Source organism: Micromonospora sp. NPDC005710 (assembly GCF_040630995.1).
In the GTDB taxonomy this organism is placed as follows: domain Bacteria; phylum Actinomycetota; class Actinomycetes; order Mycobacteriales; family Micromonosporaceae; genus Micromonospora.
Genome location: NZ_JBEXYP010000012.1, coordinates 177,337 through 195,880, shown reverse-complemented (window position 1 = coordinate 195,880; position 18,544 = coordinate 177,337). Strand labels below are relative to the sequence as shown.

18 protein-coding genes and 1 tRNA gene are annotated in these 18,544 nt (G+C 72.3%); 7 read left to right on the top strand and 12 right to left on the bottom strand.

Features of this window, described 5'->3' with window-relative positions; genetic code table 11:
• Window positions 1-29: 29 nt before the first annotated feature.
• Window positions 30-572 carry a type 1 glutamine amidotransferase domain-containing protein gene (locus ABZ406_RS18525; RefSeq protein WP_357762783.1) on the bottom strand — a complete coding sequence of 181 codons (543 nt, stop codon included), beginning with the start codon at window positions 570-572 and terminating at the stop codon, window positions 30-32.
• 169 nt (window positions 573-741) lie between these two features.
• Between ABZ406_RS18525 and rfaE2 the strand changes: the two genes are divergently transcribed.
• Window positions 742-2,565: a D-glycero-beta-D-manno-heptose 1-phosphate adenylyltransferase gene (gene rfaE2, locus ABZ406_RS18520; RefSeq protein WP_357762780.1), complete on the top strand. Its 1,824-nt coding sequence runs from the start codon at window positions 742-744 to the stop codon at window positions 2,563-2,565.
• Window positions 2,562-3,440 (top strand): glycosyltransferase family A protein, encoded by an 879-nt coding sequence (locus tag ABZ406_RS18515; protein WP_357762777.1) that lies wholly within the window; start codon window positions 2,562-2,564, stop codon window positions 3,438-3,440. Before rfaE2 ends, ABZ406_RS18515 begins: the two co-directional genes overlap by 4 nt.
• Before the next feature lies 1 nt (window position 3,441).
• On the opposite strand, the gene ABZ406_RS18510 is transcribed toward ABZ406_RS18515, so the two are convergent.
• From ABZ406_RS18510 to ABZ406_RS18500, 3 genes are read right to left on the bottom strand one after another with little or no spacing between them, the layout of a single operon-like run.
• A complete protein-coding gene (locus ABZ406_RS18510) occupies window positions 3,442-4,542 on the bottom strand; it encodes a glycosyltransferase family 9 protein (RefSeq protein WP_357762774.1) in 1,101 nt (366 codons plus the stop codon).
• An 8-nt stretch (window positions 4,543-4,550) separates the two neighbouring features.
• Window positions 4,551-5,102: an Hsp20/alpha crystallin family protein gene (locus tag ABZ406_RS18505; protein ID WP_357762772.1), complete on the bottom strand. Its 552-nt coding sequence runs from the start codon at window positions 5,100-5,102 to the stop codon at window positions 4,551-4,553.
• Window positions 5,102-5,605 carry a DUF2231 domain-containing protein gene (locus ABZ406_RS18500; RefSeq protein WP_357762769.1) on the bottom strand — a complete coding sequence of 168 codons (504 nt, stop codon included), beginning with the start codon at window positions 5,603-5,605 and terminating at the stop codon, window positions 5,102-5,104. The genes ABZ406_RS18505 and ABZ406_RS18500 overlap by 1 nt, the downstream gene beginning before the upstream one ends.
• A 168-nt stretch (window positions 5,606-5,773) precedes the next feature.
• Here ABZ406_RS18500 and ABZ406_RS18495 point away from each other — a divergent pair, with 168 nt between their 5' ends.
• The 3 genes from ABZ406_RS18495 (at window position 5,774) to ABZ406_RS18485 (ending at window position 8,053) form a co-directional block, all read left to right on the top strand.
• A complete protein-coding gene (locus ABZ406_RS18495) occupies window positions 5,774-6,391 on the top strand; it encodes a pyridoxamine 5'-phosphate oxidase family protein (protein WP_357762766.1) in 618 nt (205 codons plus the stop codon).
• A 55-nt stretch (window positions 6,392-6,446) separates the two neighbouring features.
• Entirely contained in the window at window positions 6,447-7,091 is a 645-nt protein-coding gene (locus ABZ406_RS18490) for a class I SAM-dependent methyltransferase (RefSeq protein ID WP_357762764.1), read from the top strand.
• A gap of 83 nt (window positions 7,092-7,174) precedes the next feature.
• Window positions 7,175-8,053: a patatin-like phospholipase family protein gene (locus ABZ406_RS18485; RefSeq protein ID WP_357762761.1), complete on the top strand. Its 879-nt coding sequence runs from the start codon at window positions 7,175-7,177 to the stop codon at window positions 8,051-8,053.
• 72 nt (window positions 8,054-8,125) lie between these two features.
• Here ABZ406_RS18485 and ABZ406_RS18480 read toward each other — a convergent pair whose 3' ends face one another.
• The gene (locus ABZ406_RS18480; RefSeq protein WP_357762758.1) at window positions 8,126-8,971 is read right to left on the bottom strand and encodes an SGNH/GDSL hydrolase family protein; all 846 of its coding nucleotides are present in this window, start codon (window positions 8,969-8,971) and stop codon (window positions 8,126-8,128) included.
• 116 nt (window positions 8,972-9,087) lie between these two features.
• Window positions 9,088-9,161, bottom strand: a tRNA-Thr gene (locus ABZ406_RS18475).
• Between the two features lie 144 nt (window positions 9,162-9,305).
• Here ABZ406_RS18475 and ABZ406_RS18470 point away from each other — a divergent pair.
• Window positions 9,306-11,048: a metallophosphoesterase gene (locus ABZ406_RS18470; protein ID WP_357762755.1), complete on the top strand. Its 1,743-nt coding sequence runs from the start codon at window positions 9,306-9,308 to the stop codon at window positions 11,046-11,048.
• Between the two features lie 165 nt (window positions 11,049-11,213).
• Here the strand turns inward: ABZ406_RS18470 and ricT are convergent, their stop codons facing one another.
• The 6 genes from ricT to tmk all read right to left on the bottom strand — a co-directional run bounded on the left by ricT (window position 11,214) and on the right by tmk (window position 16,990).
• Window positions 11,214-12,053, bottom strand: coding sequence for a regulatory iron-sulfur-containing complex subunit RicT (gene ricT / locus ABZ406_RS18465; protein WP_357762753.1), 840 nt, complete (start codon window positions 12,051-12,053; stop codon window positions 11,214-11,216).
• Window positions 12,054-12,192: 139 nt separating this feature from the next.
• Window positions 12,193-12,873, bottom strand: a complete 681-nt coding sequence (locus ABZ406_RS18460; protein WP_357762750.1) for a hypothetical protein — start codon at window positions 12,871-12,873, stop codon at window positions 12,193-12,195.
• Complete coding sequence (locus ABZ406_RS18455; RefSeq protein ID WP_357762747.1) at window positions 12,873-13,178, bottom strand: hypothetical protein; 306 nt, start codon at window positions 13,176-13,178, stop codon at window positions 12,873-12,875. Before ABZ406_RS18455 ends, ABZ406_RS18460 begins: the two co-directional genes overlap by 1 nt.
• A gap of 1 nt (window position 13,179) precedes the next feature.
• On the bottom strand, window positions 13,180-13,509 hold the full coding sequence (locus ABZ406_RS18450; protein ID WP_007454690.1) for a YbaB/EbfC family nucleoid-associated protein: 330 nt from the start codon (window positions 13,507-13,509) through the stop codon (window positions 13,180-13,182).
• Window positions 13,510-13,631: 122 nt separating this feature from the next.
• Window positions 13,632-14,891 carry a DNA polymerase III subunit delta' gene (locus tag ABZ406_RS18445; RefSeq protein WP_357762744.1) on the bottom strand — a complete coding sequence of 420 codons (1,260 nt, stop codon included), beginning with the start codon at window positions 14,889-14,891 and terminating at the stop codon, window positions 13,632-13,634.
• Complete coding sequence (gene tmk, locus ABZ406_RS18440) at window positions 14,891-16,990, bottom strand: dTMP kinase (protein ID WP_357762741.1); 2,100 nt, start codon at window positions 16,988-16,990, stop codon at window positions 14,891-14,893. Before tmk ends, ABZ406_RS18445 begins: the two co-directional genes overlap by 1 nt.
• A gap of 308 nt (window positions 16,991-17,298) precedes the next feature.
• Between tmk and ABZ406_RS18435 the strand changes: the two genes are divergently transcribed.
• Complete coding sequence (locus tag ABZ406_RS18435) at window positions 17,299-18,507, top strand: amino acid deaminase/aldolase (RefSeq protein ID WP_357762738.1); 1,209 nt, start codon at window positions 17,299-17,301, stop codon at window positions 18,505-18,507.
• Window positions 18,508-18,544: the final 37 nt, after the last annotated feature.

Below are 18,544 nucleotides of genomic sequence, written 5' to 3'. Positions count from 1 at the left end.
GTTGGTGGGTTGGGGGGTGGGGTGGGGGGTTAGGGGGTTTGGAAGGTTTTTTGGATTCTCTGGCAGAAGGCGGGGAGGTCGTCGGGCTTGCGGCTGCTGGTCAGGTTGCCGTCCGTCACGCACTCCTCGTCGACCCAGGTGGCTCCGGCGTTCGTCAGGTCGGTCCGCAGCGTGGGCCAGGACGTGATGCGCCGACCGCGGACGACGTCCGCCTCGATGAGCGTCCACGGGCCGTGACAGATCACCCCGACGGGCTTACCCGCGTCGAAGAACGCCTTCACGAACCGCACCGCGTCCGGGTCGCCCCGCAGGAAGTCCGGGTTCGCCACCCCACCGGGCAACACCAGCGCGTCGTAGCCGGCGGCGTCCGCCTTGTCGACTGTCACGTCCACGTCGTACGTCTTGGAGTGGTCCAGGTGGTTGAAGGACTGGATGGAACCGGGCTTCAGCGAGACCAGCTCGGCCGTCGCGCCGGCGTTCTCGACCGCCTCGCGTGGCTGGACGTACTCGACCTCCTCGACGCCGTCGGCGGCCAGGAAGGCGATCCGCTTGCCCTGCAATGTCGCTGCCATCTCGGTACATCTCCTTTCCGGGGGTACCTCAATTCCCTTCCCGCCCTCGACCACCCGAAACAGGTCGGACGGGTTCGGACCGGTCACAGCCCATCAGAGGCAGCCTGACCAGCGGCGGGACCGGTCGCCGCGAGGTTTGTCCGGCAGGCCGCTGGGGACCCGGGGAGGCATGGCAGGAGCAGCAGCGGAACAGCGCCGGCTCGCCACCGTCGTGGAGAGCTGGCTCGGACGCCCAGTCCTGATCGTCGGTGACGCCATGTTGGACGAATGGCGCTTCGCCGACTCCGACCGGCTCTGCCGGGAGGCGCCCGCCCCCGTCCTCACCCTGCGCCGCCGGATCTCCGCCGCCGGTGGGGCCGCGAACACCGCCGTCAACGTGGCCGCCCTCGGCGGCCGGGCGGTGCTGGTGGCACCGGTCGGCGCCGACGTCGCCGGGGACGAACTGCACGACTGCCTGGACCGGGCAGGCGTCTGGGACCGCACTGTCAACCAGCCCGGGCGTCCCACTCCGGTGAAGCGGCGGATGTTGGCCGGTAACCAGATCCTGCTGCGCGAGGACTCCGGCGACCCGGAGGACGCCCTGGACCACGATGGGGTGGCCCGGCTGCTCACCGCTCTGAGCTGCGCCACCGAGGAGTTGAAGGCCGCCGCCGGTGGGCAGGCGCCGACCCTCGTGGTCTGCGACTACGGCCTGGGCGCGCTGCCCGCGCCGGTCCGCGCGTGGCTGGTGGAGAACCGCCAGCGGTACGCCACAGTCGCGCTCGACGCCCACGACCTGGCCGACTGGCGGGGCCTCGCGCCGACGGTGGTCACCCCCAGCTTCGCCGAGGCGACCCGGCTGTTGGCCCGCGCGGGCGGTACGACCCGACCGGCCGGCGGGACCGAACTGCACCTGGAACACCCGGACGGTGACCCGGCCGACGGGCCCTCCGAGATGACAGTGGGCGCGGCGCCCGGCGCGGTGCACGCCGACGACGTGACCGCCGAGCTGGCCCGGACCGACCGCCCGGGGCCGGTCGGTGAACCCACCCCGGGCGAGGGCCGGGTCGCCCTCACCGGCGACGGGCTCAGCGTCACCGGCACCGGCGTCACTGTGAACACCCGGGCCGGAGAGGGCGTCGACCGGGCCGTCCTCGCCCAGTCGCGGCTTGCCGAACTGCGGGCGCACACGGGTGCCGACGTGGTCGCGGTGACCCTGGACACCGAGGGTGCGGTGGTCGGCGGCGCCGACGGGGAGCCCCGACGCAGCCACAGCACACCGGTGCCGGCGAGCCACGCCGTGGGCGCCGGCGACGCGTACCTGGCGGCGATGACCCTGGCCCTGGCTGCCGACGCACCACTGCCCACCGCCGCCCAACTCGCCCAACTGGCGGCCACCATCACCGTCTCGGACACCGGCACCTGCGTGTGTCGGCGGGACGACCTGCTCGCCGCGCTGGACCAGCCGACCGGCACGACCGGCCACCCGGCGCTCGTCGGCGGCGTCGAGTTGGACGCGATAGTCGCCGAGTACCGCGAGGCGGGACGGTCGGTGGTCTTCACCAACGGCTGCTTCGACGTGCTGCACCGCGGGCACGTGCGCTACCTGGAACAGGCCCGCGCGTTGGGTGACCTGCTCATCGTGGCGGTCAACTCGGACGGCAGCGTACGCCGACTGAAGGGCCCCGACCGGCCGGTCAACCCGGTCGAGGACCGCGGCGCCCTGCTCGCCGCGCTCGCCTGCGTGGACCACGTGGTGGTCTTCGAGGAGGACTCACCCGCCGCGCTGATCGAGGCGGTCCGACCGGACGTGTACGTCAAGGGCGGCGACTACCCACCGGAGCTGGTGCCGGAGGCGCCGCTGGTGCGCCGGCTGGGCGGTCAGGTACGCACCCTCGGGTACGTGCCGGACCGGTCCACCTCGGCGATCATCGAGCGGATCCGGTCGCACAGCCAGGACCCGTCGCCCCACGTCGACGACCCGTCACTCAGCACCCGCACCCAGGCGTCGTGAACCGCCCCCTCGACCTCGGCACCCCGGCGGAGTTCCGCGCCGACCGTCTGGTCGACGTGCTGATTCCGACCCGGAACCGGCCCGCCGAGCTGGCCGTCACGCTCGGCGGACTCGCCGCCCAGGACGGGGTACCCGGCTTCGGCGTTGTCGTCAGCGACCAGTCCGACGGGGAACCGGCGTACGCACATCCCGCCGCTGCCACGATGGTCCGAGCGCTGCGCCACCGGGGGCACCCGGTGCTGCTGACCCGTCGGCTGCCCCGCCGGGGGTTGGCGGAACACCGGGCGTACCTGCTCGCCACCTCGTCCGCCAGGTACGTCCTCAGCCTCGACGACGACATCTGGCTGGAACCGGGTGCGCTGCACCGACTGGTCACCGCGATCGGTGAGCTGGGCTGCGGGTTCGTCGGCAACGGCGTGCACGGGCTCTCGTACACCGACGACGTACGGCCGGAGTCGCACGGGCACTACGAGGAGTGGATCGGCCCGCCCACGCCGGAACGGATCCGACCCGACACCCCACAGTGGAACCGTGCCCGGATCCACTCGGCCGCGAACCTGCTGCACATCACCGAGCAGTTGGCGCTGCCGGCGGGCGCGTGGCGGGCGTACAAGGTCTCCTGGATCGGCGGGTGCGTGCTCTACGACCGGGCCAAGCTCGTCGACGCAGGCGGCTTCGACTTCTGGCGTCGGGTGCAGGAGAAACACCAGGGCGAGGACGTCGCCGCACAGCTCGCCGTGATGTCCCGCCACGGCGGCGCGGGCATCCTGCCCAGCGGCGCGTACCACCTGGAGTCGCCCACCACCGTCACCGACCGGGACGTGGAGGCGTGGGAGGTCGTCCTCGCCGACGAGGACACCCCGCAGCCGGCGTGACCTAGCGGGTGAGCAGGTCCCGGGCGGCTTCCAGCACCTCGATCACCGGGACGTCGGCGACGAACGAGTCCCGGTGCGGGCACTCACCGTCGCCGGGCCGGTGCGGATAGATGCCCGGCGTGCAGTCGACCCCGCAGACCGGGCAGTGCACTGTCCACGAGCTGATCGGCCGGTGCCGGCCCCGCAGCGGGCTGGCACCGTTGATCAGGTTGCCGACCCAGAAGATCCCCACAGTGGGCGTACCCACCGCGGCGGCCAGGTGCAGCGGGCCGGTGTCGTTCGAGACGACCAACGCGCAGTCGGCGTAACAGCCCACCAACCCGCCCAGGCTGAGCGTGCCCACCTGTGGGCGCACCGGCACCTGCGCCGCGGCGACGACCCGGTCCACCACCTCCTTTTCGGAGGGCGTGCCGGTGACCAGCACCTCGTAGCCGTCCTCGTGCAGCACGCGGGCCACCTCGGCGAAGTGCTCGGCGGGCCAGCGGCGGCGGGTGTCGGTGGCGCCCGGATGCAACGCCACCCGGGGCCGGTCGGCGGGGCCGAGGACCCGGGCCGCCTCCGCCCGGTCGGCGTCGGTCACCGCAAGCGTCGGGGTGATGGTCGTGGCCGGCGCTCCCACGAGCGCCACCACCTCCAGGTAGCGGATCACCTCGTGCTGGTAGTAGACGTACCGGAGCCACCGGTCCAGCGGTGGCGCGTCGTCGGCGCGCAGGCCGACGGTCAGCCGGGCACCGAGCCGGCTGATCAACGGGTTGGAGTTGGCCCCGCCACCGTGGATCTGCACCGCCACGTCGACACCCACGGCAGCGGCCAGGAAGTCGTCGATCGACGACTCCGGCTCACCCGGGTCCGCCGTACGGATGCCGGGCGCCGGCGGCACCACCAGCACCCGGTCCACCGGGCCGGGCCGGTCGCGCCAGAGCTTCGCGTGCCACGGCGCACCGAGCAACACGATCTCCGCCGAGGGGTACGCGCTGCGCAACGCGTCGAGCGCCGGCAGCGCGAAGATGAAGTCGCCGAGCGCGTTGGCGCGCAGCACGGCGATCCGCCGTACATCGGAGAGGCGCTCGGCGGTCGGGCCGAGCACGGACGGGGTGACCATTCGGCCCGCTACGGCCGGTCGATCTCGCCGGCGGTGTCCGGGCGGTGCAACTCCCGGTCCGCGGCGGGATCGGCTGGCATCGGCGTACCGGTGACGTGGTCGCCGGCGCGCGGTCCGGTGCGGCCCACGGTGATGGTGCGCGGCGTGGGCCGGCTCGCCCGTGGCAGCCGCACCCGGAGCAGGCCGTGGTCCATCACCGCGTCGATGGCGTCCGGCTCGACCCGCGCGGGCAGGTTGATCCGGTACTCGAAGCCGCGCGTCTCGAAGCCGCCGGGAATGCCCTGTTCGGCGTTGACCTCCGCCTCCGAGCGGGCCCGCACGCACAACTCGCGGTCGTCCACCTCGACGGCGACCTCTTCCGGTGCCACGCCGGGCAGCCTGACGACGACCTCCCAGCCGTCCGAGATTTCGGTCAACTCGACGTCCGACGCCCCGGCGCGGCCACCGACCAGGCGGCTCAACTCGGCGCGCAGCGACTGCAACTCACCCATCGGGTCCCAGCCCTGCTGGCGGTTGCCCCGCCACCCCCGGCCGAAGCCACCGAACTGCTGCTCGCTCATCACACCTCTCCGATCCGCTGGGCGGCCGTCGGTGGCCGTAGTGAGCTGGGCGCGTCCAGGCCGGCATCGCGGTCGACACCCACACCCAGCCGGTCGACAAGCTCACCACCGAGCCAGGCGCTGATGCCGAGAATCGCCACAGCGACCACCTCGATGGCGACGAGTGCCCCACCGGCGGCCCGGGAGTCCGCGTTGAGCCGCACCGCCCACACGGCGGCGAAGAGCAGGATCACCGCGACGTTGGCTGCCGCGTGCAGCAGACCCACCCGCTTCGCACGGGTGCCGGTCGGGATCGCCAGCAGGTCGAACGAGCCGGCCGCCGCGGCGAGAAGGCCACCGATCAGGCCGACGGTGATGTTCCAGTACGCGACCTCGCCGAGGAAGTCGGGACCGCCCACGGTGTCCACCACGTCGAACAGCACCGCAGTGGCGAACAGCGCCACCGGGAACATGACAAGCATCGGATGGACTGGGTGACCCAGCACCTTGAGTCGGCTCTCCATCTCCCGGCCCTCCACTGGTCGGCGTCCTGCGGAACGGTCCACGTCGGCGAGCGCGTCGGGTGAGGCCGTACCCCCCGGCAACCCGGCACAAACCTCGCGCTGGTCACGGCGGCCTAGGCTGACGACGGTGGTGCCCACCACCGGGTCAACGGCTGAGGGAGGACCAACGTGACGGTGGAGATCACCTCGCACGAGGAGTTGCGCGAGTTGCTCGGTGAGCCGAGCGCGCGGGCCGCCAACAAGGACCGCCCCCGCCTGCACGAGCGGGACCGCGAGTGGCTCGCCGCCGCACCGTTCTGCCTGATGGCCACCGCCGGCGCGGGCGGCACCTGCGACGTCTCCCCGAAGGGCGACCCGGCCGGGTTCGCCCTGGTGCTGGACGACACGACGATCGCCCTGCCCGAGCGGCCCGGCAACAAGCGGGCCGACGGCTACCGCAACATCCTCGACAACCCGCACGTCGGGTTGCTCTTCCTGATCCCCGGGCGGACCGACACACTGCGGATCAACGGGCGGGCCCGTCTGGTCAGCGACGCGCCCTGGTTCGACGACATGGTGGTCAAGGGGCACCGGCCGGTGCTCGCCGTGGTGGTGGAGATCGAGCAGATCTTCTACCACTGCGCGAAGGCGTTCCTGCGGTCCGCGCTGTGGCGGCCGGAGACCTGGCAGCCCGACGTGTTGCCGTCCCGGGCCCGCCTGATTAAGGAGGTCGAGGCACCGACGGAGAGCCTCGAAGACCTGGAACGGCACTACGGCCCGGAGTACGCCACCAAGATCTACGTCTGATCCCGCTGTTCGGCACGATCACTCGAGATCGGCCCCCGGGGCTAGCGTTGCCGCCATGAACGTCGATGGTTGGCTGGCAGACACCCGCACCTCCTACGACACCGTAGCTGTCAGTTACGCCAATCTGGTCCGCGACCTCCTGGCGGACGCACCGTACGAACGGGATGCCCTCGCGTCGTTCGCGGAACTGGTGGCCGCCAACGGTGGTGGGCCGGTCGCGGACGTCGGCTGCGGAACGGGGCGGATCACCGCTCACCTGCATACGCTCGGCGTCGACGCCTTCGGGATCGACCTCTCGCCCGGGATGATCGCGGTGGCCCGCCGTGATCATCCGGAGCTGAGCTTCGAGGTCGGCTCGATGACGGACCTCGACCTGGCCGACGGCTCGGTCGCCGGCCTGGTCGCCTGGTACTCGCTCATCCACGTCCCCGACGCCCGGATCGACGCCGTGTTCGCGCACTTCCAGCGGGTGGTGCGTCCCGGTGGCCCCCTGTTGCTCGGCTTTCACGTGGGCGACGGGACGACCCTCAAGACGGAGGGCTACGGCGGCCACCCGATGAATGTGCACGTCCATCGTCGGCAGCCAGCCGAGGTGGCGGCCTGGGTGCGCCAGTACGGGTTCACAGTGGATTCGGAGTCAACTGTCACGTCGGCGGAGAGCCGGCTCGGTGGGGTCGTCGTCGGGCGGCGCCAGCCCTGATCGTCCGTTGTCAATCATCGGTCATCGCTGTTACCGTAAACTGCGTACACCGTTAGCAGTATTTGACACGAGTGAGGCGACTGATGACGCTCGACGCACAGCCCGTCTGGGTCCTCGGTGGCGGCGGAGTAGCAGGCATCGCCTGGGAGGTCGGCATCCTCACCGGGCTCGCCGACGAGGGGGTGACAGTGACCCCGGAAGCCGTCCTCATCGGCACCAGCTCCGGTGCCGTCGTGGGCGCACAACTCGCCAGCGGCACCCCACTGGCGGAACTCTTCGAGCGCCAGCGCGGCGGCGTCGCCCACGAGACCGCACCAGCCCTGCGCCTGCTCGACCTGCTCCGGCTCGCGCGGGCACAACTGTTCGCACGCAGCCCCGAGCAGGCCGCCCGCCGCCTCGGCCGCCTCGCCCTCGCCTCCCGCATCGACGACCCGTCCCGGCAGCGCCGGACAGCCGAGGCTCGACTGCCCGACCACACCTGGCGGGACCACACCGACCTCCGCATCGTGGTCGTCGACACCGAGACGGGCGCCAGCCGCACACTCACCAGACAGGACGGCGTACCCCTGGTGGACGCCGTCGCCGCGAGCTGCGCCATGCCGATCTCCGCCGCCCCGGTTGCCATCGGCGGGCGCCGCTACATGGACGGCGGCATGCGGTCGACACTCAACCTCGATCTCGCCCCCGGAAACGGCCCGGTCATCGCCCTCGCGCCGAGCACCGCCGCGATCGGCCCATGGGCGCGCATCAACAGGCAGCGGGCCGCACTGGGCGAGGACCGCCGGGTCGAGATCCTGCTCCGGGACCAAGCTTCCAGACGAGCGCAGGGGACGAGCGTGATGGACCGATCCGTCGTACCCGCGCTCGTGGCCGCCGCCCGCGACCAGGGCCGACGTGAGGCGTCCCGGGTGGCTGCGGCACTCTCCACAACCACCCCCTCACCGGTTGACCCGGCGAGTTAGCGAAGCATCCCCGCGCGACGTCAGCCGGGAGCTACGCCACCGACTCCGTGACCGCCACGGCCGGGCCGCACCTCAGGGGTTGAGGTTCATCGTGGCGCACGGGACCCACTGGCCGACCGACGAGCCCGGCCGCCGACCCACCAACCCACACGGCAGCGGTGCCGGCGCGACACCCAGCCGAGGAGCGATGGTGTTGTACGCCAGCCGACCCATCACGTCGTAACCGCCCGGGGTGGGATGCACGCCGCACTGGTCCAGGTAGCCCTCGGGAATGGACTGGTAGTCGATCCAGGTCGGCACGCGCTCGCCGTACTCGTCGATCGCGCGGATGCTGCGATAGATCGCGTCATTGACCTTGGCTTCGCTCGCCGGGAGCCAGGCAGGACTCGGGCCCGGTGGCGTCGTGCAGCCAGTGGTGGGGCGCCCGGCGCTGTACTGCACCCAGGACGGGTACATGACGACGTCCGGGTCCAGGTCCAACGCGGTGTCGAAGAGCGCCCGGTAGGTGCGCTCGAAGGCGACGACCTGCTCGTCGCTGGCGGCCGACAGGTTGTTGTTGGTTCCGCAGTTCAGCAGGATCAGGTCAGGTTGGTGCGTGGTAACCAGGTTGGCCATCCGCGACGACCAGTAGTTGCAGGTCACACCGCCGACCGCCGCGACGACGAACTCGTGCGGGACGCAGCTCTGATCGAGCAGTCGCCCCAGCTCGGCACGGTAACCAGCGGTCGCCGACGCGGTCATCGTCGCGCCCTCGGTTATCGAATCGCCCACGGTCAGGATCTTCATCGTGGGTCGCCCCGGCACCGGACAGGCCGCAGCGGAAGTCTGCGCGGCGACGGGCTTCTCGGCAGGGATGGGCGAGCCGACCGCCGCGAGAGCGAAGGCGAAGGCACCTAACAACACGGGACGCAACTTCATCGGTTCTCCCTCGCCACCGACACGGCGGCTAACTCGGGTTCACGTGGGCCGGCGGCGCTGTCGTCGACCTCGAAAAACGGCGGAAGCCCAGGTCGATGACCTGGGCTTCCGTGCCGAGCCGCCTGACGGAATCGAACCGTCGACCTACGCATTACGAGTGCGTCGCTCTAGCCGACTGAGCTAAGGCGGCAACGTTCAGAAATTGTACGGCACCCCTGCAGCACCGACCGATCGGGATACCCCGGCCGCGTCGGGCAGTACCAACCGGACATCAGCCGCCATCTGGACGCTTACCGGACAGCGAATGGTCGGGGCCGGGACTACGCTGCGGCGGGTGAGCGACGAACGCGACGATTCCCCCCACCCGGAGCGTCCCGACCCCCCGCCGGCCGGTGAACGCGCCGCCCACCGGCCACGCAGCACCGACCCGCTGGAGTTGGGCTTCACGCCGCGCAAGCCGGTGCCATGGCTTGCGCCGTTCCTGCTGATCAGCACCGGCATCCGCACGCTGCTGGCGGTGCTCTTCGGGGCGTACCTCGACAAACGCGAGTTGCAGAACGCGTTCGACGACGGCATCTTCCGCCAGGTCGGTCCGGATGGCGGGCTGTGGCTCGACTACGTGGCCGACCTGGGCGACGGCTTCAACGCCACCTACTCGGTGGCGTACCTGCTGGCACAGCCCGAGCTGACCGTCGACGGGCACCGCCTGCCCCGGGCGCAGACCCTGGTGATGGGCGGCGACCAGGTGTACCCGTCGGCGGCCTACGCCGCGTACGAGGACCGGTGCAAGGGCCCTTACCAGGCCGCCCTGCCGGTACCGCCGGCCGAGAAGCCCACGCTCTTCGCCGTGCCCGGCAACCACGACTGGTACGACGGCCTCACCGCGTTCCTGCGGCTGTTCGTGCGCTCCCGGGACCGCAACTTCGCGGGCTGGGGCACCGGGCAGTCCCGGTCGTACTTCGCTGTGGAACTGCCGGCCGGCTGGTGGTTGCTCGGCGTGGACGACCAGTCCGGCTCGTACCTGGACGACCCGCAGCTGGTCTACTTCGACGAGGTGGCCCGACGGCTCGGCCCGGAGTCCAAAGTGATCATCGCGGCGCCGGCGCCGACCTGGGTCAAGGCCGTCGACGAACCCACCGCGTACGACTCCATCGACTACTTCATCCGGACGATCATCGACCCGACCGGGGCGCGGGTGCGGTTACTGCTCTCCGGCGACCTGCACCACTACGCCCGCTACTCCGGGCCGGACCGGCAGCTGATCACGTGCGGTGGCGGCGGCGCGTACCTCTATCCCACGCACAAGTTGCCGGAGCGCATCGAGGTGCCACCGCGGGACACGCCGACCCGCAAGGCCAGCTCCGCCCAGCCGTACGACCTGGTGGCCCGTTACCCGAACGCCGGGCAGTCCCGGCGCTACGGCTGGGGCATCTTCCCCCGGTTGCCGTTCCGCAATCCCGGCTTCACCACGTTGCTCGGCATCTTGCACACCCTGCTGATGCTGGCCATGGCGGGTGCGACGGCGAACTGGGCCGACAGCACCAACCAGCGGCTGTTCAGCGTCCCGCTCGTGGTGATGGTGCTCGTGACGGTGCTGGCGGCGGCCCTGTTCGCCAAGCCGCCGAACGCCAGCGGCAAGCGCCACGCGCGGCACTGGATCCTCGGCGTCGGTCACGGTGTGGCACAGGTGGCCCTGGCGGCGGCCGGCACCTGGGTCTGGTTGGCGCTGCCGTTCTACGACTGGCCGTGGCCGCTGCCCGCAGCCGCCGCGGCGGTGCTGTACGGCCCGGTGATCGGTCTGGTCGCCAGCCAACTGGTGGCGGCGTATTTGCTGGTGGCCAGCTCGTTCGGGGTGAACGTCAACGAACTGTTCGCCGGCCAGGGCATCGAGGACTCCAAGTCGTTCCTGCGGCTGCGCATCGACCCGGACGGCACGTTGACCGTCTACCCGCTGGGTGTGGACCGGGTCTCCCGCGACTGGCAGGTGAACCCCGACGACTCCCCCACCCAAAGCTGGCTGACCCCCAAAACCCCCCTGACCCCCCACCTCACCGAACCCCCCACAGTCCTGCACTAACCCCCCACCCCCGCCTCACACCCCCAGATCCCAGTTGATCAAGAGGTTTGCGTCAGGCTCGGCCCGATTTCTGACGCAAACCTCTTGATCAACGCGGGAGGGCGGCGGGTGCGGGCGGAGACCGGGGAGACCGGGGAGACCGGGGAGGGAGGGAAAGGGAGGGGGTCAGGGGGTGTAGTGCTGGTCGTGGGCTTGGCGGGGGGCGCAGACGGAGGCACGGGAGCAGGAGCAGCGGGAGCCGTCCGCGTCCAGGCGTACCGTCACCGCGTCTCGCGGGACGCTGTGGCCGACGACCCGACCCTCACCCTCCGGGGTGGAGACCCGACTGCCGACCGCCGGGGCGGTCTCCTGGAAGCGCTGGTACAGCGGGTGCTCGTACTTGAGGCAGCACATCAGCCGACCGCACGCCCCGGAGATGCGCAACGGGTTGAGCGGGAGGTCCTGGTCCTTCGCCATTCGGATGGTCACCGGCTCGAAGTCGGTGAGGAACGTGGCGCAGCACAGGTCGCGACCGCAGGAGCCGATGCCGCCCTGCACCCGCGCCGAGTCGCGCGCGGAGAGCTGGCGCAGCTCGACCCGACAGTGCAGGGTCGCGCCCAGGTCGCGGACCAGGGACCGGAAGTCCACCCGGTGCGGGGCGGTGAAGTACACGGTGCTGCGCTCACCGCCGCTCTCGGCGGAGCCGAGCACATGGTCGACCGCCACCACCTTCATCGGCAGGCCGTGCGAGCGGATCAGCCGTTTCGCGGCCACCTTGGCCTCGGCCTTACGTCGACGCAACGCCTCGTCGCGGCGGAGGTCGTCGTCGCCGGCCAACCCGACCAGGCGGGGGAAGCCGTCGGTGTCCTCGGTCACCCACTGCGCGGCCCACACGCACTCCGCCACCTCGGGCCCGTCGTCGGTGGGCACCAGCACCCGGTCGCCCACCTGCGGACGCAACTCACCGGGGTCGAGGTAGTAGAGGCGCCCGTACCGGTTGAAGCTGACCGCGCAGAGCATGCCCATCCCCCCACCCTACGACGGGTCACGGCGCGAAGCGCGGCGGCAGACCTGGCGGGGGTGCAGGGGAAGACCACGGCGTCGCCGCCCCGGCCCGAGGACCAAGGCACCCGCGCCCCCGGCCGGAGGGCCGAGATCCGGATTATTACCAGCCGACCCGGGTGGGCTGGTCATAGCGGGGCCGCCCGTCCGTTGGCGGACGCCACGTGGCTTCGGCCAGGCTCGGCGCCCACTGCCGCAGCAGCGTCTCCGCGCCGTCGTACGCGACGCCGAGCACCGCGAGCACCCGTGCACCGATCTCGGCCGCGTCGGCCACACCGGGCCCGACCGGCCCGGGGCGCGTCGAGGCACCGGTGACGGTGGCGGCGACCACTGCTACCGCTTCGGCCGAGCGGAGCACGTCGGCCAGCGTGCGGGCGAGCGCGAGGCGGCTGCCCTCCACCCAGTCGGCGAGGGCGTCCGCGTAACCGGCGGTGGATTCGAGTCGGCCGACCAGACTGTCCGGCCCCTCGTCGAGATGGTGCAGCAGCGCTGCCCGCTGTTGCCCGTACGCCGCGGCCGCCGGGCCGGACCAGAGCACCGAGTCGGTGAGCGCGGCGGAGACCTCGTCGTACCCCCGGACCAGCCGGCGCACCGCGTGGCCGGCGCTGCCGAGCGGCACCGGGTGCAGGTCGAGGAAGCTGCGGACCGCGTCACCCGGCAGCACCTGCATGCGGCGGAGCAGGGGCCAGACCCGGTGGCCCTCGGGGACGCCGGCCGCGATGAGCGTGTCCACCCGGCGGAGCAGGTCGAGGCCGGGCTCGGCGAGCCGGTCCAGCGCGTCCATCACGGTTCTCCGGCGAGGCGGCGGCGGGCCGCCCGGTCGACCTCGGCGTAGCGGTCGGCGGCGTCCCGCACCGCGGCAGCGGCGGCGGCCAGTCGACCGGCTGCGGCGCGGGCCTCCCGGGCCCGGTCGTCGGTGGCGGTGGTCCACTGCCGGTGCAGCGCCCGACCGATCTCGCCGGGGCGGCCCGGCGCGTCGGCGCCGAACGCGGCCTGGGCCGGATCGCTTGCGGTGACCGTGTGCGACACGAGGGTGAGCGTGGCGCTCGCCTCGTCCAGTCGGGCGGAGAGCGCGCGCAGTGTGTCCATCTCAGGCTCCCGCGAGCGGTCGGTAGGCGGCGAACGTCTCGTTGTGCAGCTTTTCCCGGGCCCATTCGGCGGCGTCGGCCGCCGCCGTGACAGCGGCCTGCACCGAACCTGCCACGTCACGCGGGCTGCGGGTGTGCAGCGGCCCGAGGAACCGGACGTCGGTGATCCGTCCACCGGCGGTGACCACCACCTCGACCAGGCCGTCCGGCGAGCGGACGGTCACCTCGACGGTCGACACCGCCTGGTCGAACTCGGCCTGGAGGGACTCGATCCGGCGGTAGCGCCGCACCGCCTCCTCGATCCAGGCTTCGTCGATCTCCCCCCGCGGCATCGGCCGACTCCTCCCGGGTGATCCATCACTCAGTGTGCTGCCACCGTCACCACGGCACAGGGACCGTACCGCACCGCAATCGGGCCTGTCGATGGGTGTGGACAACCGCCGGGAAGTGCGGGTCAGCCCTTCCAGAGGGCGAGCATCATCGCCTCGACGGCGATCCGCGGTTTGACGTTCGCCTCGATCGCCGCACGGCAGGCGAGCACGGCCTCCAGCCGGCGCAGCGACCCGTCGGCGTCCCACTTCTGCGCGCCGGCACCGGCAAGCGCGGCCGTGTCGGTGTGCACCGGGGCGACGGGTGCGCGCAGCGCCATGGTGAGCGCGTCGCGATAGAAGCCGGCCAGGTCGACGAGCGCCCGGTCCAGTGCGTCCCGCTGGGCCCGGGTGGCCCGGGACTTCTGCCGTTTCTCCAGCTCCTTGAGCTGCCCGGCGGCACCCCGCAGGGCCCCGGCCGCGCCCCGGCCGGTGCCGCCCGCACCGAGCGCGGTCTCCAGCGCCGCCCGTTCGGTGGTGTCGGCGTCGGTCACCGACGCCTCGGCCTCCGCCTCGGCCGCTTCGATGAGCGCGGACGCCGCGTCGAAGGCCGCCCCGACACCCGTCAACCGGCGGGGCACGGCGAGGACTGCCTCGCGCCGCTTGCGGGCCTCCGGGTCGCGGGCCAGTCGGCGGGCCCGGCCCACGTGACCCTGCGCGGCCGCCGCCGCCCACTGCGCCACGTCGGGCGCGATGCCGTCCCGCCGCACCAGCACCTCGGCCACCGCGGTGGCCGGCGGCTGCCGCAGGGGTACGACCCGACAGCGCGACCGGATGGTCACCGAGATGTCGTCCGGGTGGGTGGACGGGGCGCAGAGCAGGAAGACCGTCCGCGGCGGAGGTTCCTCGATCGCCTTGAGGAGCGCGTTGCCGGCGGCCTCGGTGAGCCGGTCGGCGTCCTCGATGACCACCACCTGCCAGCGCCCGCCGGACGGGGTACTGGCCGCGCGGAGCACCAGCGCACGCATCTCGCCGACGCCGATGGAGAGCCCTTCCGGCACCACCATCCGCACGTCGGCGTGGGTGCCGCCCATCGTGGTGTGGCAGCCGGGGCACTCGCCGCAGCCGGTGCCGTGCACGCACTGGAGTGCCGCGGCGAACGCCCGGGCGGCGACGGAGCGGCCGGAGCCGGGCGGGCCGGTGAAGATCCACGCATGGGTCATCCCGGCCGAAGGATTCACCTCGCCGGGCGCCGGGTCGGCCGCGAACGCGTCGCCACCGGCCGGGCCGGCGGCGACCAGCGCTGATGCGCCAGCGCGCAGCACGGCGACTGCCGCGGCGGCCGCCCGCCGCAGCTCGACCACCGCCTCGTCCTGACCGACCAGGTCGGCGAAGACGTCGGGCATCAGGTCTTGTGCTCCATCGTCACCAGCTCCGCGTCGGATAACTCAGGTTGCACCGAGGTGTCCGGGCCCTGCGCCGCTCGCGGGTGCACGATGCCGCCCGGCTTGCCGAGCATCTCCTCGACCCGCCGAACCACGAGCCGGGTGATCTCGTCGACCGGCCGGGACGCGTCGAGCACCAGGTAGCGCTTCGGGTCGGCGGCGGCGAGGTCGAGGAACGCGTACCGGACGCGCTCGTGGAAGGCTGTCGACTCGGCCTCCAGCCGGTCGGTGCCGGTGTTGCGCGAGGCCACCCGGGACAGGCCGGTGCGCGGCTCGATGTCCAGCAGCACCACCAGGTCGGGCTTGAGCCCACCGGTGGCCCAGGAGGAGAGCCAGGAGACCTCGTCGACGGGCAGGGTCCGGCCGGCGCCCTGGTACGCCAGTGACGAGTCGACGTACCGGTCGCTGATCACCACACCGCCCAGGACCAGCGCGGGCCGGACGACAGTGGCCACGTGGTGCGCCCGGTCGGCGGCGTAGAGCAGCGCCTCGGCTCGCGGTGACGGCGCGTCGTCGCCGGAGGTGTCCAGCACCAGTGACCGGATTCGCCTACCCACGCCGGTGGCCCCGGGTTCGCGGGTGACCACGACGTCGTGGCCACTGCCGCGCAGCCGCTCGGAGAGCGCGGTGAGCTGGGTGGACTTGCCCGCGCCCTCGCCGCCCTCGAAGACCACGAAGAGCCCGGCGGAGACGAACGGCTCGGCGGGCATCAGCGGACGACCCCGGATGGAGCCCCACAGGTCGGCGAGGACCGGAACGCCCTTCTTGTCGTCCATCTGCCCGAACGCGCTGATCCCGGCGAAGATGCCGGCAGCACCGGCGGCGAGCAGCAGCAGCCGGGTGGAGGAGACGGAGATGCCGAGGTCGGCGATTGCCAGTTTGCGGGAGCCGCCGACACCTACCAACACACTGCTCAGCCCGATGGCCAGGATCAGCACCAGCCGGGTGCCGATCTGCACCACGGCGAAGACCCGCCCGCGCACCTCGTCGGCCACCTCGCCGCCGAGCAGCGTGGTGCCGGCCAGGAAGGCCATCCCGGCACCGGCGCCGACGAGCACCGCGCCGACGATCGCCATGGACAGGTGGATGGCGAAGGCGAGGGTCATCACGGCGGCACTGGCCAGCACGATGCTCATGCCGAACCAGCGGCGCCGGGACATCTCCTTGACGATCATCGGGCCGAGCCCGATGCCGAGCGCCAGGCCCACGAAGATGGCGCCGAAGAGCAGGGAGAACGCCGCGTCGCCGGCGCCCAGCGAGTTGGCGAAGAACTTGGCTGTGCCGACCACGATGCCGCCACCGGCGAACGCACCGAAGATGCCCAGCACCAGGCCACGGACGAGCGGGGTCTGGCCGATGTATTTCCAGCCCTGGGAGAACTGGCGGAACATGCTCTGCTCGGCCCGCTCGGCCTCACCGCGTTGCGCCTCGCTGATCTCCTTGATCCCGAAGGCCACCACAAGTGCGGTGGCGAGCCGGGACAGGGCGTTGATCCAGAGCGCGAGCTGGGCCGGCTCGGCCCAGGAGGGCAGGTCGCCGCCGACGGCGCCCCGGACGCCACGGTCGAGCACGGCGAGGCCGATGGCGGCGGCGATCGGGGTGAGGCCGTACGTGGTGATCAGCGTGAGCTGGTTGGCCGCTTCCAGCCGGGCCCGCGGGATCAGGTTGGGAACCGCGGCCTCCTTGGCCGGGATCCAGAGCAGCGTGAGCGACTCGATCAGGAAGGTGGCGATGAGCGCCCAACCGACCACCAGGCCGCCTGCGGCGCCGCTGAGGGCGTAGAGCGGGATGGAGGCGAAGAGCACGAAGCGCAGCAGGTCGCAGATGACCATCGTCCAGCGCCGGTCGAACCGGTCGGCGAAGACGCCGGCCACCGGGCCGAGCACGAGCGCGGGCAGCAGCCGGATCGCGGTGACCCCGCCGAACGCGGCGCCCTGGGCGGTGCTGCCCTGCACCTGCGAGGCGGCGAAGAGGGCGGTGGCCAGCAGACCGAGCCAGTCACCGAAGGAGGCCGCGCCGAGCACGATCCAGAGCCGGCGGAACGGCCGGATCCGCAGCACGGAACGGATCGCTGCATAACCGGACGGATCTACCCGACCGCCGTTGGGCTGCGTGGCGGCGTTGCCCGCTTGGTCACCCGAGCGCGACACGCCGGGCGACTCGCCGCTGTTCTGGCTTTCGATGGCCGTACCTCCACGTGCCGGCCCATCGCTGGGCACCTCCGGTGCAACACTCTAGACCCGGCGGGGGGCCACCCCACGGGCGACATTCTCCTGCTTGCTGAGCCTAGGCCGCCGAAGGTGCCGGCCGCAGCCCGGACGTACGCGAGGGTATTTCGCATTTTCCGTCAGACAGTTAGCGTGCACACGTGGCCATCGAGAGCGACAAACTTCGCGAGCGCCTGGATCGGGCGACTGCCCACCTCGACCCGCCGTACGCGGTGGTCGACCTCACGGCCTACGACGCCAACTCGGTCGCCCTGGCCGGTCGCGCCGCCGGAAAGCCGGTCCGCCTCGCCAGCAAGTCGGTCCGCAGCCGGGAGTTGATCAGTCGAGCCCTCGCCCGGCCCGGCTGGCAGGGCGTCATGGCGTTCACAGTGCCCGAGGCGATCTGGCTGGTCCGGGCCGGCGTCAGCGACGACGTGCTCGTCGCGTACCCGAGTGCGGACCGGGCCGCCCTCGCCGAACTCGGAGCCGACCCGACGCTCGCCGCCGCGATCACCCTGATGATCGACAGCACCGGCCAACTCGACCTCGTCGACGCCGTCGACGCTCCGGGGCAGCGCGCCGAACTGCGGCTCTGCCTGGATCTGGACGCCTCCTGGCGACCGCTGCGCGGGCGGGTGCACGTCGGTGTCCGCCGCTCACCGGTGCACAGCGCACGGGCAGCCGGCGCGCTCGCCGCCGCTGTCGCCAAGCGGCAGGGCTTCCGGTTGGTCGGGCTCATGTCGTACGAGGCGCAGATCGCCGGCCTGGGCGACGCGCCGCCGGGCAAGACGCTGCTGGCCGGCGCGATCAGGCTGGCCCAGCGCAGCTCGTACCGCGAGTTGCTGGCCCGCCGTGGTGCGGCGGTCGCTGCGGTACGCGAGCACGCCGACCTGGAGTTCGTCAACGGCGGCGGCACCGGCAGCGTGGCCGCGACCAGCGCCGATCCCGCGGTCACCGAGATCACCGCGGGATCGGGCCTGTACGGGCCGACGCTGTTCGACGCCTACCGCGCCTGGCGGCCCACCCCGGCGGCCTTCTTCGCCTGCGCGGTGGTCCGCCGACCGACGCCGGAGTTGGCGACGGTGCTCGGCGGTGGCTGGATCGCCTCCGGCCCGGCCGCCGACAGTCGACTGCCCCGGCCGTGGCTACCGGCGGGGCTGAAGCTTGTCGGCACCGAGGGTGCCGGCGAGGTGCAGACTCCGCTGTCCGGGGCGGCGGCGGCCGGGCTGCGCGTCGGCGACCGGGTGTGGTTCCGGCACGCCAAGGCGGGCGAGCTGTGTGAGCGGGTCAACGAACTGCACCTGGTGGAGGGAGACGCGGTGGTGGCGACCGTCCCCACCTACCGGGGTGAGGGAAAGGCCTTCCTCTGAGACAGGACAGCCGCCGACCGCGACGGGCCCCCCGCGC

Bases quoted from the DNA above. Each gene is read 5' to 3' on its own strand.
- ABZ406_RS18485 (WP_357762761.1), top strand. From the start codon at position 7,175: ATGACGCTCGACGCACAGCCCGTCTGGGTCCTCGGTGGCGGCGGAGTA.
- ABZ406_RS18500 (WP_357762769.1), bottom strand. From the start codon at position 5,605: ATGGAGAGCCGACTCAAGGTGCTGGGTCACCCAGTCCATCCGATGCTT.
- ABZ406_RS18450 (WP_007454690.1), bottom strand. From the start codon at position 13,509: ATGCCGCGGGGGGAGATCGACGAAGCCTGGATCGAGGAGGCGGTGCGG.
- ABZ406_RS18445 (WP_357762744.1), bottom strand. From the start codon at position 14,891: ATGCCCGACGTCTTCGCCGACCTGGTCGGTCAGGACGAGGCGGTGGTC.
- ABZ406_RS18525 (WP_357762783.1), bottom strand. From the start codon at position 572: ATGGCAGCGACATTGCAGGGCAAGCGGATCGCCTTCCTGGCCGCCGAC.
- ABZ406_RS18510 (WP_357762774.1), bottom strand. From the start codon at position 4,542: ATGGTCACCCCGTCCGTGCTCGGCCCGACCGCCGAGCGCCTCTCCGAT.
- ABZ406_RS18460 (WP_357762750.1), bottom strand. From the start codon at position 12,873: ATGGACGCGCTGGACCGGCTCGCCGAGCCCGGCCTCGACCTGCTCCGC.
- rfaE2 (WP_357762780.1), top strand. From the start codon at position 742: ATGGCAGGAGCAGCAGCGGAACAGCGCCGGCTCGCCACCGTCGTGGAG.
- ABZ406_RS18490 (WP_357762764.1), top strand. From the start codon at position 6,447: ATGAACGTCGATGGTTGGCTGGCAGACACCCGCACCTCCTACGACACC.
- ABZ406_RS18480 (WP_357762758.1), bottom strand. From the start codon at position 8,971: ATGAAGTTGCGTCCCGTGTTGTTAGGTGCCTTCGCCTTCGCTCTCGCG.
- ABZ406_RS18505 (WP_357762772.1), bottom strand. From the start codon at position 5,102: ATGAGCGAGCAGCAGTTCGGTGGCTTCGGCCGGGGGTGGCGGGGCAAC.
- ABZ406_RS18455 (WP_357762747.1), bottom strand. From the start codon at position 13,178: ATGGACACACTGCGCGCGCTCTCCGCCCGACTGGACGAGGCGAGCGCC.
- ricT (WP_357762753.1), bottom strand. From the start codon at position 12,053: ATGGGCATGCTCTGCGCGGTCAGCTTCAACCGGTACGGGCGCCTCTAC.